The organism is Eggerthella guodeyinii (assembly GCF_009834925.2).
GTDB lineage: Bacteria > Actinomycetota > Coriobacteriia > Coriobacteriales > Eggerthellaceae > Eggerthella > Eggerthella guodeyinii.
This window is the reverse complement of record NZ_CP063310.1, coordinates 1,452,186-1,467,784: the sequence shown is the minus strand read 5'-3', so window position 1 is coordinate 1,467,784 and position 15,599 is coordinate 1,452,186. Positions and strand designations below refer to the sequence as shown.

At 67.6% G+C, this 15,599-nt stretch carries 15 protein-coding genes; 10 read left to right on the top strand and 5 right to left on the bottom strand.

Annotated elements, in window-relative coordinates:
* Positions 1-130: 130 nt before the first annotated feature.
* On the bottom strand, positions 131-715 hold the full coding sequence (locus GS424_RS05955) for a TetR/AcrR family transcriptional regulator (protein ID WP_160943162.1): 585 nt from the start codon (positions 713-715) through the stop codon (positions 131-133).
* A gap of 324 nt (positions 716-1,039) precedes the next feature.
* Between GS424_RS05955 and GS424_RS05950 the strand changes: the two genes are divergently transcribed.
* From GS424_RS05950 to GS424_RS05915, 8 genes are all read left to right on the top strand, one after another.
* Positions 1,040-2,188 (top strand): serine/threonine protein kinase, encoded by a 1,149-nt coding sequence (locus GS424_RS05950; protein ID WP_160943707.1) that lies wholly within the window; start codon positions 1,040-1,042, stop codon positions 2,186-2,188.
* 285 nt (positions 2,189-2,473) lie between these two features.
* Positions 2,474-3,556 (top strand): DMT family transporter, encoded by a 1,083-nt coding sequence (locus GS424_RS05945; RefSeq protein ID WP_160942996.1) that lies wholly within the window; start codon positions 2,474-2,476, stop codon positions 3,554-3,556.
* A gap of 34 nt (positions 3,557-3,590) precedes the next feature.
* A complete protein-coding gene (locus GS424_RS05940) occupies positions 3,591-4,151 on the top strand; it encodes a hypothetical protein (protein ID WP_160942997.1) in 561 nt (186 codons plus the stop codon).
* A gap of 70 nt (positions 4,152-4,221) precedes the next feature.
* The gene (locus tag GS424_RS05935; RefSeq protein WP_160942998.1) at positions 4,222-5,052 is read left to right on the top strand and encodes a creatininase; all 831 of its coding nucleotides are present in this window, start codon (positions 4,222-4,224) and stop codon (positions 5,050-5,052) included.
* Complete coding sequence (locus GS424_RS05930) at positions 5,042-6,850, top strand: BCCT family transporter (RefSeq protein WP_160942999.1); 1,809 nt, start codon at positions 5,042-5,044, stop codon at positions 6,848-6,850. Before GS424_RS05935 ends, GS424_RS05930 begins: the two co-directional genes overlap by 11 nt.
* Complete coding sequence (locus GS424_RS05925) at positions 6,847-8,154, top strand: MFS transporter (RefSeq protein WP_160943000.1); 1,308 nt, start codon at positions 6,847-6,849, stop codon at positions 8,152-8,154. Before GS424_RS05930 ends, GS424_RS05925 begins: the two co-directional genes overlap by 4 nt.
* A gap of 140 nt (positions 8,155-8,294) precedes the next feature.
* Positions 8,295-8,537, top strand: coding sequence for a hypothetical protein (locus tag GS424_RS05920; RefSeq protein ID WP_160943028.1), 243 nt, complete (start codon positions 8,295-8,297; stop codon positions 8,535-8,537).
* 89 nt (positions 8,538-8,626) lie between these two features.
* Positions 8,627-9,838 (top strand): putative ABC transporter permease, encoded by a 1,212-nt coding sequence (locus tag GS424_RS05915; RefSeq protein WP_160943001.1) that lies wholly within the window; start codon positions 8,627-8,629, stop codon positions 9,836-9,838.
* 41 nt (positions 9,839-9,879) lie between these two features.
* On the opposite strand, the gene crcB is transcribed toward GS424_RS05915, so the two are convergent.
* Entirely contained in the window at positions 9,880-10,275 is a 396-nt protein-coding gene (gene crcB / locus GS424_RS05910; RefSeq protein ID WP_160943002.1) for a fluoride efflux transporter CrcB, read from the bottom strand.
* Positions 10,276-10,559: 284 nt separating this feature from the next.
* A complete protein-coding gene (locus tag GS424_RS05905; RefSeq protein WP_160943003.1) occupies positions 10,560-10,979 on the bottom strand; it encodes a hypothetical protein in 420 nt (139 codons plus the stop codon).
* 315 nt (positions 10,980-11,294) lie between these two features.
* Between GS424_RS05905 and GS424_RS05900 the strand changes: the two genes are divergently transcribed.
* Together GS424_RS05900 and GS424_RS05895 are read left to right on the top strand one after the other, a co-directional pair.
* Entirely contained in the window at positions 11,295-12,743 is a 1,449-nt protein-coding gene (locus GS424_RS05900; RefSeq protein ID WP_160943004.1) for a putative DNA modification/repair radical SAM protein, read from the top strand.
* Positions 12,740-13,585, top strand: coding sequence for a TIGR03915 family putative DNA repair protein (locus GS424_RS05895; RefSeq protein ID WP_160943005.1), 846 nt, complete (start codon positions 12,740-12,742; stop codon positions 13,583-13,585). Before GS424_RS05900 ends, GS424_RS05895 begins: the two co-directional genes overlap by 4 nt.
* Before the next feature lie 17 nt (positions 13,586-13,602).
* On the opposite strand, the gene GS424_RS05890 is transcribed toward GS424_RS05895, so the two are convergent.
* Together GS424_RS05890 and GS424_RS05885 are read right to left on the bottom strand one after the other, a co-directional pair.
* Complete coding sequence (locus GS424_RS05890; protein ID WP_160943006.1) at positions 13,603-14,562, bottom strand: radical SAM protein; 960 nt, start codon at positions 14,560-14,562, stop codon at positions 13,603-13,605.
* A gap of 4 nt (positions 14,563-14,566) precedes the next feature.
* The gene (locus GS424_RS05885) at positions 14,567-15,547 is read right to left on the bottom strand and encodes an NAD(P)-binding domain-containing protein (protein ID WP_160943007.1); all 981 of its coding nucleotides are present in this window, start codon (positions 15,545-15,547) and stop codon (positions 14,567-14,569) included.
* Between the last annotated feature and the right edge of the window lie 52 nt (positions 15,548-15,599).

The window sequence follows — 15,599 nt, the reverse complement described above, 5'->3', positions numbered from 1 at the left end:
AACGCGCGCGTGCGTATTGTACGACATCGCGCGCGATTCGCAAAGCGGCAATCCCCGGCGACGGCCATGGCGCGGCCGCCGCGCCCCCAGCCTTCGGCACCGCCCCGGCCCCTCCGCTTCCCCGCCTCCCCTAGGCGCCCGGCTCGTCGATCCTCAGCGCGCGGTACAGGCGATCGGGCACGAGGCTCACGAGATCGTCGGTCCAGCGCGCGAGATCGGTGGGCGCATCCGAGCGGAACCAGTCGTTCAGCACCTCGCATTCCAGCTTCGAGAACACCTCCACGATGAAGCGCATGTTGTCGTTGACCGTCACGTGGCGGTAGTTCTCCAGCGTGTCGAGCAGCACGGTCTTGCGGTTCTCGGGCATCACCGTCTGGCCGAACGGCGTGTTGATGCTGTACTGGATGGACTTGCGGTAGAAATCGCGCTCCTGCGAGATGAGCCGCAGGTGATGGTAGTACCCCGTCTTCCAGTCGATGGTGCGCCCGATCTCGTTGAGGTAGAATTGCCGGCAGAAGATGGAATGCCACCAGGGAATGTCGTACTTGCTCTCGAAGTGGCGGTAGAACGTCTGGCGCGATATGCCGGCGTTCTCGCATATCTCGGCGATGGTGATGCGGTCGAGGGACTTGTCCACGGCGTGGAGAATCCTCATCTTCGTCCTCAACTCCGGCGAGTCGAACACGTCTTCCCCACGCGCTAAATTCGGCAGCATGCGAACCCCTTTCTCTCAGAATCGGCGCTCGCGTGGCACGAACGCCTTGACGCGACCTCTCCATGAAAACATACCGCCGCCGCCCACCAACATGCACGTGACGTTTTCCATCGAAGGTAACGCGAAAAAAGACACTTTGAGCCAAATGTCACGCCGCGCGGACGCGAGCGCCACGCTGTGCAAACCGAGGGCGACACCTCCCCGCGTGCGACCTTTGAATCCACCGTTACCGCACATCAAAATGCGTTTATGGAGAGGTGGACAATCCACCCTGCAATCCTCAATAGGCAGCGCAGGGAGCGTTGCCGGAGAAAGGAGACTGTCATGGCGAAGATAGTCAGCTCTTGGAACGACTGGGACCCGCTGAAGCGCGTGATCGTGGGCCGCTGCGACTACTCGATGATCCCGCCCGAGGAGCCCGCGACCTCCGAGAAGGTGCCCGTCGACTCCGAGATGCGCGGCATGTGGGGCCCCCGCCCGACGGCCACCGTCGAGCGCGGCAACGAGTGCCTCGACAACCTCGTGAAGATCCTCGAGGACCGCGGCGTGGTCGTCGACCGCCCGACGCCTTTGCAGTGGAACCAGGCCATCGGCACGCCGGACTTCCGCAACGACTCCATGATGACCTGCATGCCGCCCCGCGACATCCTGCTCACCATCGGCAACGAGATCATGGCGTCGGCCAACTCCTTCCGCTGCCGCTACTTCGAGTACCTGGCCTACTGGCCGCTCATGAAGCAGTACTTCGACGAGGACCCCGAGTTCAAGTGGACCCAGGCCCCCCGCCCCCGCTTGACGGACGCCTCCTACAAGCACAACTACTACGACGAGAAGATCTCCCTTGAGGACCGCCTGGTCCGCACGGCCAACAAGGACTTCGTCACGACCGAGGTCGAGCCGATGTGGGACGCCGCCGACGTGATGCGCATGGGCAAGGACCTGTTCATCCAGCACGGCCTGACCACCAACCGCACCGCCATGGAGTGGTTCCAGCGCTACTACCCCGAGCTGCGCGTCCACGCCGTGAACTTCCCCGGCGACCCCTACCCGATCCACATCGACGCGACCTTCGTGCCGCTGCGCCCGGGCCTGATCATCAACAACCCGCAGCGCCACCTGCCCGAGGAGCAGCGCGCGATCTTCGAGGCCAACGACTGGCAGATCGTCGACGCCGCCCAGCCGGCCCACACCGAGCCGCCGGCGCTGTGCTACAGCTCCGTCTGGCTGTCCATGAACTGCCTGGTCCTCGACCCGAAGACCGTCATCGTGGAGGCCTCCGAGGTGCACCAGCAGGAGCAGATGGACAAGCTCGGCATGAACGTCATCCCCTGCGACCTGCGCGACGCCTACCCCTTCGGCGGCGGCCTGCACTGCTCCACGGCCGACGTGTTCCGCGAGGGCGAGTGCCTCGACTACTTCCCGAACCGCGTCGCCGACCCGACCCTCATCCATCCCGAGATGTGGAACGACTAGTTCGCCCTCAACCGTGAGCGCCTGCGCGCCAGGGGACACCGCGCGCAGGCGACACCGTTCGAGATCCGGCCCCGGAGAGCCCCGTCCTGACGCGCGAGCGGCACTCCTTGTTCGAGGTTTTCCGGGAGTCGGGCAGCCTTTCCCTATACGATACTTCAACACCCATGCGGCGCCGCAGCGCCCGCGTGATTCGTTGCACCCTCGAGCACGTCCGCAAGCCCGGACCTATAAGGGTTGACGTGTATCCAGGACCCGGACGACACGACGCCGCTCAAGGAGGGATACATGAACGAGCAAGCGAAATACAAGCTCAAGGGCTTCATCTTTATGTTCCTCTCGTCGTCCGCGATGGGCGGCATCGGAGCATTCGGACGCTACATCAACGCACCGGGCGACTTCATCTCGTTCGGCCGCAACCTCATCGGCTTCATCGCGCTCACCGTCATCTTCGTCGTGTTCGCGCGCGGCAACTTCAAGAAGGTGCGCAGCACGAAGCTCTCGCCCGCGATGGTGTTCTCGGGCATCTTCCTGGGCCTGCTGTCGGGCCTCTACGTCATCTCGACGCAGTACACGACGCTCGCGAACGCGTCGTTCCTCATCTACACCGGCCCCATCTACTCCACCATCCTGGCCGCCATCTTCCTCAAGGAGAAGATCAACGTCAAGGGCATCCTCTGCATCGCCGCCGTGGTCGTCGGCATGCTGTTCATCGTGGGCATCATCACGCCGACGGGCCTCACGCTCGACCTCGACCCGAAATGGATGTTCGGCAACATGATCGGCCTCTTGTCCGGCGTGGCCTACGGCCTGTACCTGTTCGTCGGCCGCTACCGCCAGGACTGCGACTCGAACGTGCGCTCCTGGTGGAACTTCCTGTTCGCCTCCGTCACCATCCTCGGCCTCATGGCCGTGGACAGCTTCCTGTCGGGCGGCCTCAAGTACACGGTGAAGGTCAACGGCGTGCAGCAGGTCGACGCGGCCGGGCAGATCATGACGGCCCCGTGGAACATCTTCACCATGGACGCCACGTCCTGGCTCGTGTGGATCGCCGCCGCGCTGATCACCGGCTTCATCGCCTTCCACCTGCTGGCCTATGCCACCAAGATGCTCAAGGCCGGCGAGCTGGCCGCCATCTCCTACCAGGAGACCATCATGGCGTCCGTCCTCGGCTTCTTCATGTTCGGCGAGATCCTCACCCCGCTGCAGCTGGTCGGCGGCGCCCTCATCATCCTCGGCGGCGTCTCGCAGATCTTCTTCTCCACGAAGGCCGCGGCCAAGGAGGGCGACAAGGTGCTGAAGGAGGCCGAGATCCGGGAGACCCTTGAAGCGCACATCGACGAGGAATCGGCCAAGGAATCGCTGAGCTAGCCCACACGCCACCGACCCGAGGAGGGTGCGAACCATGAAGATCACATCCAACCTGACCCATATCGCCACCGAGGTGGAGCTCGAGGCCGCCAAGAACGCCGACGAGCTGCAAGCCGCGTTCGCCGCGCAGGGCCTGCCCGGCTTCCCGGCCGAGCTCGACATCGCCGAGCGCACCGAGGACCACGTGCAGATGCTGTCGCTCGATGCGATGCTGCAGTTCGCGCGCGCCGCCAACGCCGGCGCGGTCACCTACGACGTCACCTACTTCCCGCATGCCGACGAGGCCGAGGTCGACTACCAGCTGAACCAGCTGGCGCACGACCTGGAGATCAGCGCCGAGGTCATCCGCGACCTGTGCGCGGCCGAGATCGGCGAGTACCTGGCGCTCGACGCGAAGCGCGACGCGAACGTCCCGGTGCACAGCATCGTGGAGGCCTACGTCGGCGGCACGGCCGTCGCCTGGTACGGCATGAACGACTACCCGCGCCTCAAGCGCGTCATCCTACGCAAGCTGGCCCAGGGCGGCGCCCAGGCCCGGCGCAACTTCATCCTGCGCGCGAGCAAGGCCCAGGTGGACCTGCTCGAAGACTACTGATCCAAGCGCTGACCCGACACGGCGCCCGCCGCGTGCGGCGGGCGCCTTCCCATTCAAGGAGGGACCCCTTATGAAACCCACTGTGTACATGGAGGAAATGGACGCGTTCACCTACCGCGAGAAGCTGGCGAAGGACGCCGTGGTGTTCATCCCCGTCGGCGCGCTCGAGCAGCACGGCTCGCACATGGCCATGTGCGTGGACGCCGCGCTGACCAAGGCGATGGCCGGAGCCACGGCCGAGGCGCTCGTCGCCGACACGGACGGCGCGCTCGAGGGCATCGTGGCCGCGCCCATCAACTACGGCTACCGCTCCCAGCAGCGCTCGGGCGGCGGCTTCCACCTCACGGGCACCACGTCGCTGTCCGGCACGACGCTCATCGCGCTGGCGAAGGACGTCGTGTTCGGCCTCATCCTGCACGGCGCGCGCAAGATCGTGCTCATGAACGGCCACTACGAGAACTACCAGTTCATCTTCGAAGGCGCCGAGCTGGCGCTGGAGAAGGCGCGCGAGAGCGGCATCGACGACGTGAAGATCCAGCTGCTGTCGTACTGGGACTTCGTCGACGAGGAGACCATCGAGGCCCTCTACCCCGACGGCTTCACCGGCTGGGACCTCGAGCACGCCGGCGTCATGGAGACGTCGCTCATGCTGCTGTTCCACCCCGACCTCGTCGACATGGACAAGACGGGCGACGCGCTGTACGACGGCCTGCCCGCCGAGCTGCCGAACTACGACGTGCTGCCCATCGTCCCCGGCTACACGCCGCCTTCGGGCTGCCTGTCCTCGCCCGTGGAATCGTCGCGCGAGAAGGGGGCCATCCTGCGCAACGTGGCGGTGAAGCACATGGTGGAAGCCGTCAAGCACGAGTTCTCCGGCGAGGGAGACTACCATGAGGTCTAAGAGTTCGGACGACGACGCGCGCAGGCACGTCCACCCCATGGAGGTGGAGGACGAGTCGGGCGAGGTGGACCCCGAGCCGAAGGAGGCGCAGGCCGCGCGCCTCGGCCGCACGGTCAAGCACGACTACGTCATCCGCGCCGTGTCCGTGGCCATCGTGGCCGTCGTGCTGGGCATCGCGCTGGTCAGCGCCGACACGTTCATCAACGCGGTGGGCGCGCTGCGCACGTTCGTCACGCAGTACTGCAGCTGGTGGATCGTGCTGTGCGCGTTTTTGTGCTTCGCCGTGTGCGTGCTCGTGGCGGTGACGAAGCTCGGCACGATCAGGCTGGGCGGCAAGGACGCCAAGCCCGCGTTCTCGTACTTCTCCTGGTTCGCGATGCTGTTCGCCACCGGGCAGGGCGTGGGCCTCGTGTTCTGGGCCGTGGCCGAGCCCATCATGATGTACGGCGGGACGCCGTTCAACGCTCCCGATCCCCTGTTCGCCGGCGACACGGCGCTTGCGTGGACGTACTTCCACTGGGCCATCCCGGCGTGGGCCATCTACGCCATCGTGTCGCTGTTCATGTCCTACGCGCGCTACAACATGCACAAGGACACCACGTTCCGCGGCACGGTGGAGGACCTGTTCCCCGCCCGCGCGAAGCGGCCCGTCGGCATCGTCGTGGAGATCCTCGTGGTCATCGCCACCATCTTCGGCCTGACCACGTCGCTGGGGCTGGCGTCCTACCAGTTCAACACCGGCATCCAGCAGATCTTCAACATCCAGACCGGGCAGGCCCTGCAGGTGGCGTTCGTCATCCTGTTCGGCGCCATCGCCACCATGTCGGTGTGGTTCGGCGTGGTGAAGGGCATCAAGAACATCTCGAACGCGAACGCGATCATCTCCATCGTGTTCGTGGCGGCCGTGTTCATCTTCGGCCCGACGCTGTACATCCTCGGCGTGCTGCCCGAGTCGCTCAGCGTGTTCGTCGACCAGTTCATGCTGATGAGCGGGTTCACCGAGGCGACGAACCTCGCCGCGGGCATCGCCTCGTACGGCGACTCCTGGCAGGCGTTCTGGTCGTTCTTCATCTTCTGCTGGTGCTTCGCGTTCGCCACGTTCACGGCGGGCTTCGTGTCCACCATCTCCCGCGGCCGCACGCTGCGCGAGTTCGTGGGCGGCGTGGTGTTCGTGCCCGCGGCCGTCTGCATCGCGTGGACGTGCGTGGTGGGCGGCACCGGCGTGTGGGCGGCGATGTCCGACCCCGGCATCGTGGCGCAGACCACGGCCGACTCCTCGATGGGCCTGTTCCTCACCATCGACAGCATCCCCGTGGTCGGCGGCGTGCTGACCGTCGTGGCCACCATCCTCATCGGGGGCTACATCGTGACCTCGGTGGACTCCGGCGTCATGGCGCTGTCGAACTTCGTGTCGCCCGCCGCGCGCCAGAGCCGCGGGTTCAAGGTGGTGCTGGCGCTGTGCATCACAGCGCTCGCCGTGCTGTTCATGGTGACGGCCGGCCAGGACTTCCTCAACACCATCCAGTTCGCCACCATCGCCGGCGGCATCCCGTTCAGCATCGTCGTGCTGCTGATGGGCATCCAGTTCTTCAAGTGGGTCAAGCACGACGAGCAGCTGGTTGAGCGCGGCATGGCCGAGCCGTTCCCCGCGGGGTCGCTCGCGGCCGAGCAGCTGCGGCGGTGGCACGAGGAGAAGGACGCGCGCGACGCCGAGGAAGCCTGGCGCGCGCGGCACGAGGGGCCCGACGCCCTCGACGGTCCCGTCGCCGACGAGCCGACGGCGGAGGGATCGCGATGAGCGCCGAAACGGCCCGGCCGATGCCGAAGGTGCCGTTCAAGGTGGCCGCCTCGTCGTTTTTGGGCAACTTCATCGAATGGTTCGACTACGCCACCTACACGTACTTCGCCATCACCATCGGCATCGTGTTCTTCCCCGAGTCGGAGGTGAACTCCACGCTGCTCGCGTTCGCGGTGTTCGCGCTGTCGTTCGTGTTCCGCCCGTTGGGAGCCGCGTTCTGGGGCAGCATGGGCGACAAGAAGGGGCGCAAGTGGTCGCTGTCGCTGTCCATCTTCATGATGACGGGCGCAGCGTTCCTCATCGGCTGCCTGCCGTCGTACGAGACGGTGGGCCTGCTGTCCCCCATCCTGCTGCTGTGCCTGCGCAGCATCCAGGGGTTCTCGGCGGCCGGGGAGTACTCGGGCGCGGCGGTGTTCCTGGCCGAGTACGCGCCGGCGAACCACCGCGGCAAGTACTGCTCGCTCGTGCCCGCGTCCACCGCGGCCGGCCTGCTGGCGGGCTCCACCGCGGCGCTCGTCATCAAGCTGCTGCTGCCCGAGGCCGACGTGGTCTCCTGGGGCTGGCGCATCCCGTTTCTGCTGGCCGGCCCCCTCGGGCTCGTGGCGCACTACATCCGCACGAAGCTCGAGGACTCGCCCACCTACCAGGAGATGACCTCGGCGGCCGACCCGGCCAAGGAGGCGCCGCACCCCACGCGCCTCGTGTTCAAGAAGTACAAGAAGCGCCTCGTGGCCAGCATCGCGGCCACCATGGTGAACTCGGTGGGCTTCTACCTCGTGCTCACCTACCTGCCCACGTACCTGACCAGCTACACGTCGATGGAGGCCTCGGCGGCGCAGCTGGCCACCGACATCGCGCTGGTCACGTACATCTTCATCATCTTCGGAGCCGGGAAGGTGTCGGACATCGTGGGCCGCAAGAAGATGCTGCTGGGCTCGTGCGCGGCGTTCATCGTGCTCAGCATCCCCGCGTTCATGATGCTGGGGACGGCCCAGCTGCCCATCGTCATCGCGGCCGAGCTCATCATGTGCGTGACGCTGTCGTTCAACGACGCGAACATCGCCTGCTACCAGGCCGAGATGTTCCCCACCGAGGTGCGCTACACCGGCGCGGCGCTCGGCTCGAACATCGCCTACGTGGTGTTCGGCGGCACGGCCTCGATGGTGGCCACCGCGCTCATCGACGCCACGGGCAACGGCCTCATGCCCGCGTACTACATGATGGGCATCTGCCTCGTGGCCGGCATCGTGCTGCTGTTCACGGCGCACGAGTACGCCGGCGTCAAGCTGAACGACATCGAGTAGGACGCGGAAGGGGCGCTCGGCGCGTGCCGGGCGCCCCTTCCCTAACGCACCGCCATCCCTTGCGCTACAACTCGGAGCGGCCTCTGGCGCGCCGCCCGCCCGCATGGTTTGCTGCGGTCATGGCCTTTCGGAAGACATACGTGGAAGTGACGGCGCGCATCGACGTGGACGGGCGCCTCACGCCGCTCGCCATCGTGTGGCGCGACGGGCGCACGTTCGCCGTCGACCGCGTGCACGAGGCCATCCGGCGCGCGTCGCAGCGCGTGGGCGGCACGGGCGTCCGCTACCTCGTGTCGGTGAACGGCCACGAGAAGTACCTCTTCTACGAAGGCCCCCGCTGGTTCGTCGAGGAGATCGCCCCCGACGAGCCCCGCGCCACCTAGCGCCCTTCGTCGCAGTCGCCGCCGTACGCTTCCGCTCTTCCGCTATACTGGTGGGCGACCGTACGAAGCGCCAACGAGGAGACCACCGCATGAGCAAGCACGACCGCGTCGAGGGCACCCTCGACCTCGACGAGAGCACGCCCCCGACCCATCGCAAGATCCCCCTGCCGCTCAAGGTGTTCGGCATCCTGTGCATCGTCAGCGGCGCGGCCATCGTGCCGGTGCTCGTGCTGCTCATCGTCGGGATGGTCATCGCGTTCCAGCAGGGCATGATCACCGGCGAGCTGTCCACGGCCACGCTCGTCATCTTCATCGCCGACGCCGTGCTCATGACGGTGCTGGCCACCATGTTCGTCATCCTCGGCATCCGCCTGCTGCGCGACAAGCGCCGCCGCACGGCGCAGATCGCCGAGGTCATGATCGTCATCCTCATCCTGGTCATCCTCTGCGACATGATGCTCTCCGGCCTCACGCCCGACCTCATCCCCTACGGCGTGGTGCTCGTCGTGCTCATCGCCCTGTCGAGCTACGTGGACCCGTCGCTGGCCGACGAGCGCGAGCTGCAGCGCAAGCTGCGCGACATGGAGACGCGCGAGGCTGCCGAGGACGGCACGCTCGGCCGCGACGAGACCGGCAAGGGCTTCATCGCGCTCAACTTCTTCAACCTGTTCTGGATCTTCGTCGTGTGCTGCGTGCTGGGGCTCATGATCGAGACGGCGTACCACTTCCTCGTGGTGAACCCGGGCCACTACCAGGATCGCGCGGGCCTGCTGTTCGGGCCGTTCTCGCCCATCTACGGCTTCGGCGCCGTGCTCATGACCGTGGCGCTCAACCGCTTCCACGACAAGAACGTCATCCTCATCTTCCTGGTGAGCGCCGTCATCGGAGGCGCGTTCGAGTACCTCACCAGCTGGTTCATGCAGTTCGCCTTCGGCATCGTGGCCTGGGACTACACGGGCACGTTCCTGTCCATCGACGGGCGCACGAACGGCATGTTCATGGCCATGTGGGGCGTGCTGGGCGTGGTGTGGATCAAGCTCCTGCTGCCGTGGATGCTCAAGCTGGTGAACCTCATCCCGTGGAACTGGCGCTACGCGGTGACCACCGTGTGCGCCGTGCTCATGATCGTCGACGGCGGCATGACGCTGCTGTCGCTCGACTGCTGGTACCAGCGCGAGGCGGGCAACCCGCCCGAGACGGCCGTGGCCCAGTTCTTCGCCGACCACTTCGACAACCAGTACATGGAAGAGCGGTTCCAAAGCATGTCGATCGACCCGAGCAACGCCACCCGCGCGAGCTAGGCGGGAGAAGCGGCGCGATCGCGATCGGAGGGAGTCCGCGCCTACGCCTCAGCCGAGCCCGTGAGCGCCGCGCGCACGCCGCGCACCATGAGCCGCCCGAGCGCGACGCCGGCGAGGCACACGAGGACGCTGCCGCAGGCGTACAGCGCGCCCGTGGCGTACTTGCCGCGCTCCAGCAGCGTGAGCGTTTCGAGCGAGAACGCCGAGAACGTGGTGAAGCCGCCGCACACGCCCGTCTTGAGGAACAGCACGGCGTTGTCGGACATGCCGGGCCACACCGTGGCGGCCTCGAACACCGCGCCGATGAGCACCGCGCCCGCGAAGTTGATGATGAACGTCATGAGCGGAAAGTCGCCCTCGACCGGCACGAGGCCCAAAAGATAGCGGCCCACCGACCCGATGAAGCCTCCCATTCCCACGCACAGCACCGCCAACATCGCCCGCTCCTTCGCTCGCCTTCCCACGTCGTGCGGGCATCAGTATACTCCAGGCGCGCCGAAAACGGGTCGCGCGGCGCGCAGAGGGGCGGGGATGGGATGGGGATGAGGGCGCGAGGCGGAGCGGGCGAGGGAGCGGGCATCGCGGCACCGATCGCCCGCGGCCCGAGCCGCCGCCCCGCGCGAAAAAAGAGGCTCCCCGGATCGTATCCGGGGAGCCTCCGAACCGAGCCAAGCCGTGCGGCTCCGGCTCGATCTCAACCGCCGTGCGGCTTCGGCTTGGCCTACGCCTGCTTCTTGATGGAATGCGCCAGGAAGGTGCACACCGCGATGATGACGATGCTCACGAGCGACGTCCACTGGAACGCGCCCTGCATGATGTTCATGACGATGCCGACGATGCCCAGCACGAGGCCGATGATGCACAGCACGAAGAACAGCCCGATCTTGTGCGGGTTCTTGGCGCCGCGCAGGCCCAGCAGGCCGATGATCAGGTTGATCACGCCGCCGATGATGGTGCCGACGCCGAAGGCGAGCGCCGCGCTCGACATGCTCATGGGGCCGGAGCCCATGTCGATGGATTCGGCGGACATCCCGGGCACCGCCGACCCTGCCGCCATGAACGCACCCAGCAGGATGACGATGATAGCCCAGACGATCAGGATGATGGAGATGATTTTCAGCGTTTTCTGGGAACCGGACACGGTCGCCCCTCTCTGTCGATGATGCGAAGTCTGCCGCGCCTTCCCGCAACGCGGGAACGAGGGCGCGGCGGGCCTCCCACCGTACGAAACGTGCACCCCTGCGCACGCTGCGCGGAGCGTACCGCGCAGCTGAAAGTGTAGCGCTGCGGATGCGGCCGCCCCTATCTCCAACAAGCGATTCAACCACATTTTGAGGAACGGAGGGCGGCGCACGGCAGGTCCTCCCCGCGGTTTTCCCTTGACTTCGAACACTCGTTTGCGTAGTATACGAACATACATTCTCGCGAACATTTGATCTGACGAACGGATGAACGAATGGACCTCGTTGGCAAGCTCGAAATCCTCGCCGATGCCGCGAAATACGACGTGGCGTGCACGTCGTCGGGCATCGACCGCGACGCGCAGAAGGGCAAGCTGGGCAACACGCTAGCCGCCGGATGCTGCCACAGCTTCGCGGCCGACGGGCGCTGCATCACGCTGCTCAAGGTGCTCATGACGAACGTCTGCGTGTACGACTGCGCCTACTGCGTGAACCGCGTGTCGAACGAGGTGCCGCGCGCCGCGTTCAAGCCGCGCGAGCTGGCCGACCTCACCATCGCGTTCTACCGCCGCAACTACATCGAGGGCCTGTTCCTCAGCTCGGGCGTCATCCGCAACCCCGACTACACCACCGAGCTCATGATCCAGACGCTCTCCATCCTGCGCGAGGAGCACGGCTTCCGCGGCTACGTCCACGCGAAGGCGGTGCCCGGCACCTCGCCCGAGCTCGTGCAGCAGCTGGGCCATCTGGCCGACCGCATGAGCGTGAACATGGAGCTGCCCTCCCAGAAGAGCCTGCAGCTGCTCGCGCCCGAGAAGGACAAGCAGCGCATCATCGCGCCCATGCGCCAGATCCGCGACAACATCGCCGTGGATAAGGACACCCGCGCGCTCGTGCGCAAGCAGACCACCTACATGAAGCAGGTTCGCCCCAAGAAGAAGGAGCGGGCCTTCGTGCCCGCCGGCCAGTCCACGCAGATGATCGTGGGAGCCTCGCCCGAGAGCGACTTCCAGATCCTCAACCTGTCGGCGGCGCTGTACCGCACGCTGTCGCTCAAACGCGTGTTCTTCAGCGCCTACACGCCCGTGAACGACGACAAGCGCCTGCCCGGCACCGACGCCATCCAGCTCAACCGCGAGCACCGGCTCTACCAGGCCGACTGGCTGCTGCGCTTCTACCGCTTCGACGTGACCGAGATCATCGACGAGGACAACCCGTTCCTCGACCCCGACCTCGACCCGAAGGCGAACTGGGCCATCAACCACCTCGACTTCTTCCCGGTGGAGGTGAACACGGCCCCGCTCGAGGCGCTGCTGCGCGTGCCCGGCATCGGCGTGCGCGGCGCGAACCTCATCGTGCGCGCGCGACGCACCGCGTGCTTGCGCGAGCCGGAGCTGCGCCGTCTGGGCATCGCCTACAAGCGCGCCCGCTTCTTCATCACGTGCAGCGGCGGCTACGCGGGCCAGGGCGTCGACTTCTCCCGCGAGGGGCTGCGCGCGCAGCTGGCCGCGCCCATCAAGGGCGGCAACCACGGCCGTCGCGCCGACAAGACCACGCCGGGGCAGATGAGCCTGTTCGAGAGCGTCGAAACGCCCGAGAAGGCGCGCATCGCCGCCGGCGCGGGGCAGCGGGCGCTCGAGGCGGGGCCCGCCGCCGCGCCGGCGGCCGACGGGACGTACGGATGGCAGCGCGCCCTCGAGATGCCGGAAGCCGTGTGCGCATGAGCCGCGCGACCGCCGCCGACGATCCCCCGTTCGTCTCGGAAGAACCCCTCGTCGACGTCGCGTACGGCTACGACGGCACGCTCGAGGGGCTGCTGTCGGCCGTGTTCGAGGCGTACGCGCGCCGCGAGGACCCGCAGGACGTCGCGCCCGCCTCCGTGCTGCAGCCGCGCCTCGGCCAGACCGTGCGCATCGTCGAGACGGACGAGGAGCGCGCCGTGCGCGTGCGGCGCGGCCTGAGGAGCCGCTGCGGCGATGCCGTCTACGACGCCGTCAAGCACGCCTCGCTCAGCGACCAGCCCGACGCCGGCACCGTCGTCTACCGCTTCATCCGCTACGCGATGGCGCAGAACCGCCCGGGACGCGCGCGCCGCCGCGTGCTGAACGATCTCGCGCATCCCGCCGTCCAGCCGCTCCATCGCCTCGAGCGCTCCGTCCTGAACGAGCGCCACCGCATGCTGCAGTTCCTCCGCTTCGAGCATCTGGAGAACGGCGTCTGGTTCGCGCGCTGCAACCCCGCGGCCTCGGTCATCCCGCTGCTCATGGACTGGTTCAGCGGGCGCTTCAACACGCAGCCGTTCATCATCTTCGACGAGGCGCACAACGTCGCCGGCGTGTACGAGGGCCGCGACTGGTACCTCGTGGAGACGGAGCACGTCGACCTGCCCGACCGCGCGTCCGAGGAGCGCCTCATGCAGCAGGCGTGGAAGCGCTTCTACGACACCGTGGCCGTCGAGGCCCGTTACAACCCCGAGCTGCGCCGCCAGTTCATGCCCAAGCGCTTCTGGAAGAACCTCACCGAGATGCAGGAAGACCTCCCCGGCACCGAAATCTCCCCGCGGTAGCTCTGCGCCTCGCGGCGTCAGCTCCTCCGCGCCCCCGCCGGCCCTCGGACGCCGGTCAGGTCGAACGGGGGGATGAAGCTGTCCTCGGCGGCGCCGCCCTGCTGCCAGAAGTAGTCCTCCACGCCCAGCTCGTCGGCGTAGTCCAGCAGGCGCTCGTACTCCTCGTCGGAAACGCGCCCGGCGAGCTCGGGGCAGCGCCGCAGCGTCGCGGCCGCGTGAGCGTCGCCCGCGGCTGCGGCATCGGCGAGCACGGGCGTGTACTGGTTCATGAGCGACAGCAGCACCGCGTCGCCGAAGCGCTCGTGCACGAGGCGCACGACGCGCTTCGAGTCCTCGAGCGCGCCCGGCAGCATGAGATGGCGCACGATGACGCCGCCCGTCAGGCGCGGCGCGCCGTCCACCTCGTTGAACGCCGGCGCGCCCGCCTCCTCCACCATCGCCTCGAGCGCCGCGAGCGCCGCCGCGGGGTAGTCGGGCGCCTGCGAATAGCGGCGCGCCAGCGCGGCGTCGGCGTACTTGAAGTCCGTGAGGTACGCGTCCACGACGCCCGCGTTCGCCCGCACGGCGGCGACCGTCTCGTATCCCGACGTGTTCCACACGACGGGCAGCGCGAGCCCGCGGGCGCGCGCCCATGCCACGGCCGCGCGCGCCTCGGGCGCGTAGTGCGTCGGCGTGACGAAGTTGACGTTGAGGGCGCCCTGCTCCTGCAGCTCGAGGCACATCGCGCCCAACCGCTCGACGCTCACCGCCTCGCCCGCCTCCCCCGCGGCGATCACCGCGTTCTGGCAGTACGCGCACCTGAGCGGGCAGTGCGCGAAGAACACCGTGCCGCTGCCGCGCGCGCCGCTGACGGGAGGCTCCTCCCAGAAGTGCAGCGCCGCGCGCGCCACCACGAGGCGGCCGTCCGCCCCGCACGCGCCGCGCTCCCCCGCCGCGCGGTCGGCCCCGCACGAACGCGGGCAGAGGTCGCACCCCATGGCGCTAGTTGGCCGAGTACGCGCCGTAGCCGGGGTAGTCGGGGTAGGAGCCGTGGTCGTGCCCGTGGTCGTGGTCGTGCCCGCAGCCGTCGTCGAGGTCGTCGAAGTCCTCGGACGCGTCGCCGTAGGCCTGCTCGGCGCGGGTCCAGTCGAGGCCCTGCTCGGCGCACGCCTTCTCCTCTCCGTACACGAGCGCCAGCGCCGCGGGCGCCTTGTCGGCGCCGCCGATGACGGCCAGCAGCTCCAGGAGGTGCAGGCACGCCTCGGCCTGCGGCAGGATGAGGTCCACGTCGTCGGCGGCCGTCAGCGCGGCGGACAGCTCGGCCATGAACATCTCCACCGTGTACGTGCCGTCGAAGCGGCCCGTGTTCACCGCGGCCAGCACCTGCTCGGCGACGGGCGTCGCGGCGCCCACGCGCTCCACGGCCTGGTCGAGCGACGCCGACGAGCGGCGTACGGCGCGGTACAGCGCATCGGCCTCCACGGCCGAGATCACCTGCGCCGTGGTCTGCAGCGTGTACGCGGCGCGCGCGAGCTGCGCCGAGCCCGCCCCGCCCGTTTCCTGCACCGTGCCGGCGATCGCCTCGAGCACGGGGCGCGCCTCGTCCACGGCCTCCTCGTCGCCGCCGACGAAGCACACGAGGTTGTCGCGGTCGCCGAACGCGTCCGCGCGCGCCATGTCGACGACCACGAGCGGCGCTTCCACCGACATGAGGTCGCTCACCACGGCCACGGCGTTCAGCTCGCGCGCGAAGCTCGGCGTCGATGCCGACAGGTCGATGAGCAGCGCGCCCTTCCCCGCCGCCTGCACGAGCCCCTCCTCGTCGAAGTACGCGTCCTCGAGCGCCGTCTGCGACGTGCAGAACGTGATGATGGCCTCGGCATGCGCGAGGTCCTCGGTGCGCGTGCAACCGGCGGCCTCGAGGCGGGCCGTCACCATGGCGCCCACCGTCTCGTTGCCCGAGTATACGAACGAAAGTTCCATCTAAGCACCTTTCCCGATGCGTCTGAGTAGCGTGCGTTGCACAGGGCGCGCG

Bases quoted from the DNA above. Each gene is read 5' to 3' on its own strand.
- GS424_RS05955 (WP_160943162.1), bottom strand. From the start codon at position 715: ATGCTGCCGAATTTAGCGCGTGGGGAAGACGTGTTCGACTCGCCGGAG.
- GS424_RS05950 (WP_160943707.1), top strand. From the start codon at position 1,040: ATGGCGAAGATAGTCAGCTCTTGGAACGACTGGGACCCGCTGAAGCGC.
- GS424_RS05945 (WP_160942996.1), top strand. From the start codon at position 2,474: ATGAACGAGCAAGCGAAATACAAGCTCAAGGGCTTCATCTTTATGTTC.
- GS424_RS05940 (WP_160942997.1), top strand. From the start codon at position 3,591: ATGAAGATCACATCCAACCTGACCCATATCGCCACCGAGGTGGAGCTC.
- GS424_RS05935 (WP_160942998.1), top strand. From the start codon at position 4,222: ATGAAACCCACTGTGTACATGGAGGAAATGGACGCGTTCACCTACCGC.
- GS424_RS05930 (WP_160942999.1), top strand. From the start codon at position 5,042: ATGAGGTCTAAGAGTTCGGACGACGACGCGCGCAGGCACGTCCACCCC.
- GS424_RS05925 (WP_160943000.1), top strand. From the start codon at position 6,847: ATGAGCGCCGAAACGGCCCGGCCGATGCCGAAGGTGCCGTTCAAGGTG.
- GS424_RS05915 (WP_160943001.1), top strand. From the start codon at position 8,627: ATGAGCAAGCACGACCGCGTCGAGGGCACCCTCGACCTCGACGAGAGC.
- crcB (WP_160943002.1), bottom strand. From the start codon at position 10,275: ATGTTGGCGGTGCTGTGCGTGGGAATGGGAGGCTTCATCGGGTCGGTG.
- GS424_RS05900 (WP_160943004.1), top strand. From the start codon at position 11,295: ATGGACCTCGTTGGCAAGCTCGAAATCCTCGCCGATGCCGCGAAATAC.
- GS424_RS05895 (WP_160943005.1), top strand. From the start codon at position 12,740: ATGAGCCGCGCGACCGCCGCCGACGATCCCCCGTTCGTCTCGGAAGAA.
- GS424_RS05890 (WP_160943006.1), bottom strand. From the start codon at position 14,562: ATGGGGTGCGACCTCTGCCCGCGTTCGTGCGGGGCCGACCGCGCGGCG.
- GS424_RS05885 (WP_160943007.1), bottom strand. From the start codon at position 15,547: ATGGAACTTTCGTTCGTATACTCGGGCAACGAGACGGTGGGCGCCATG.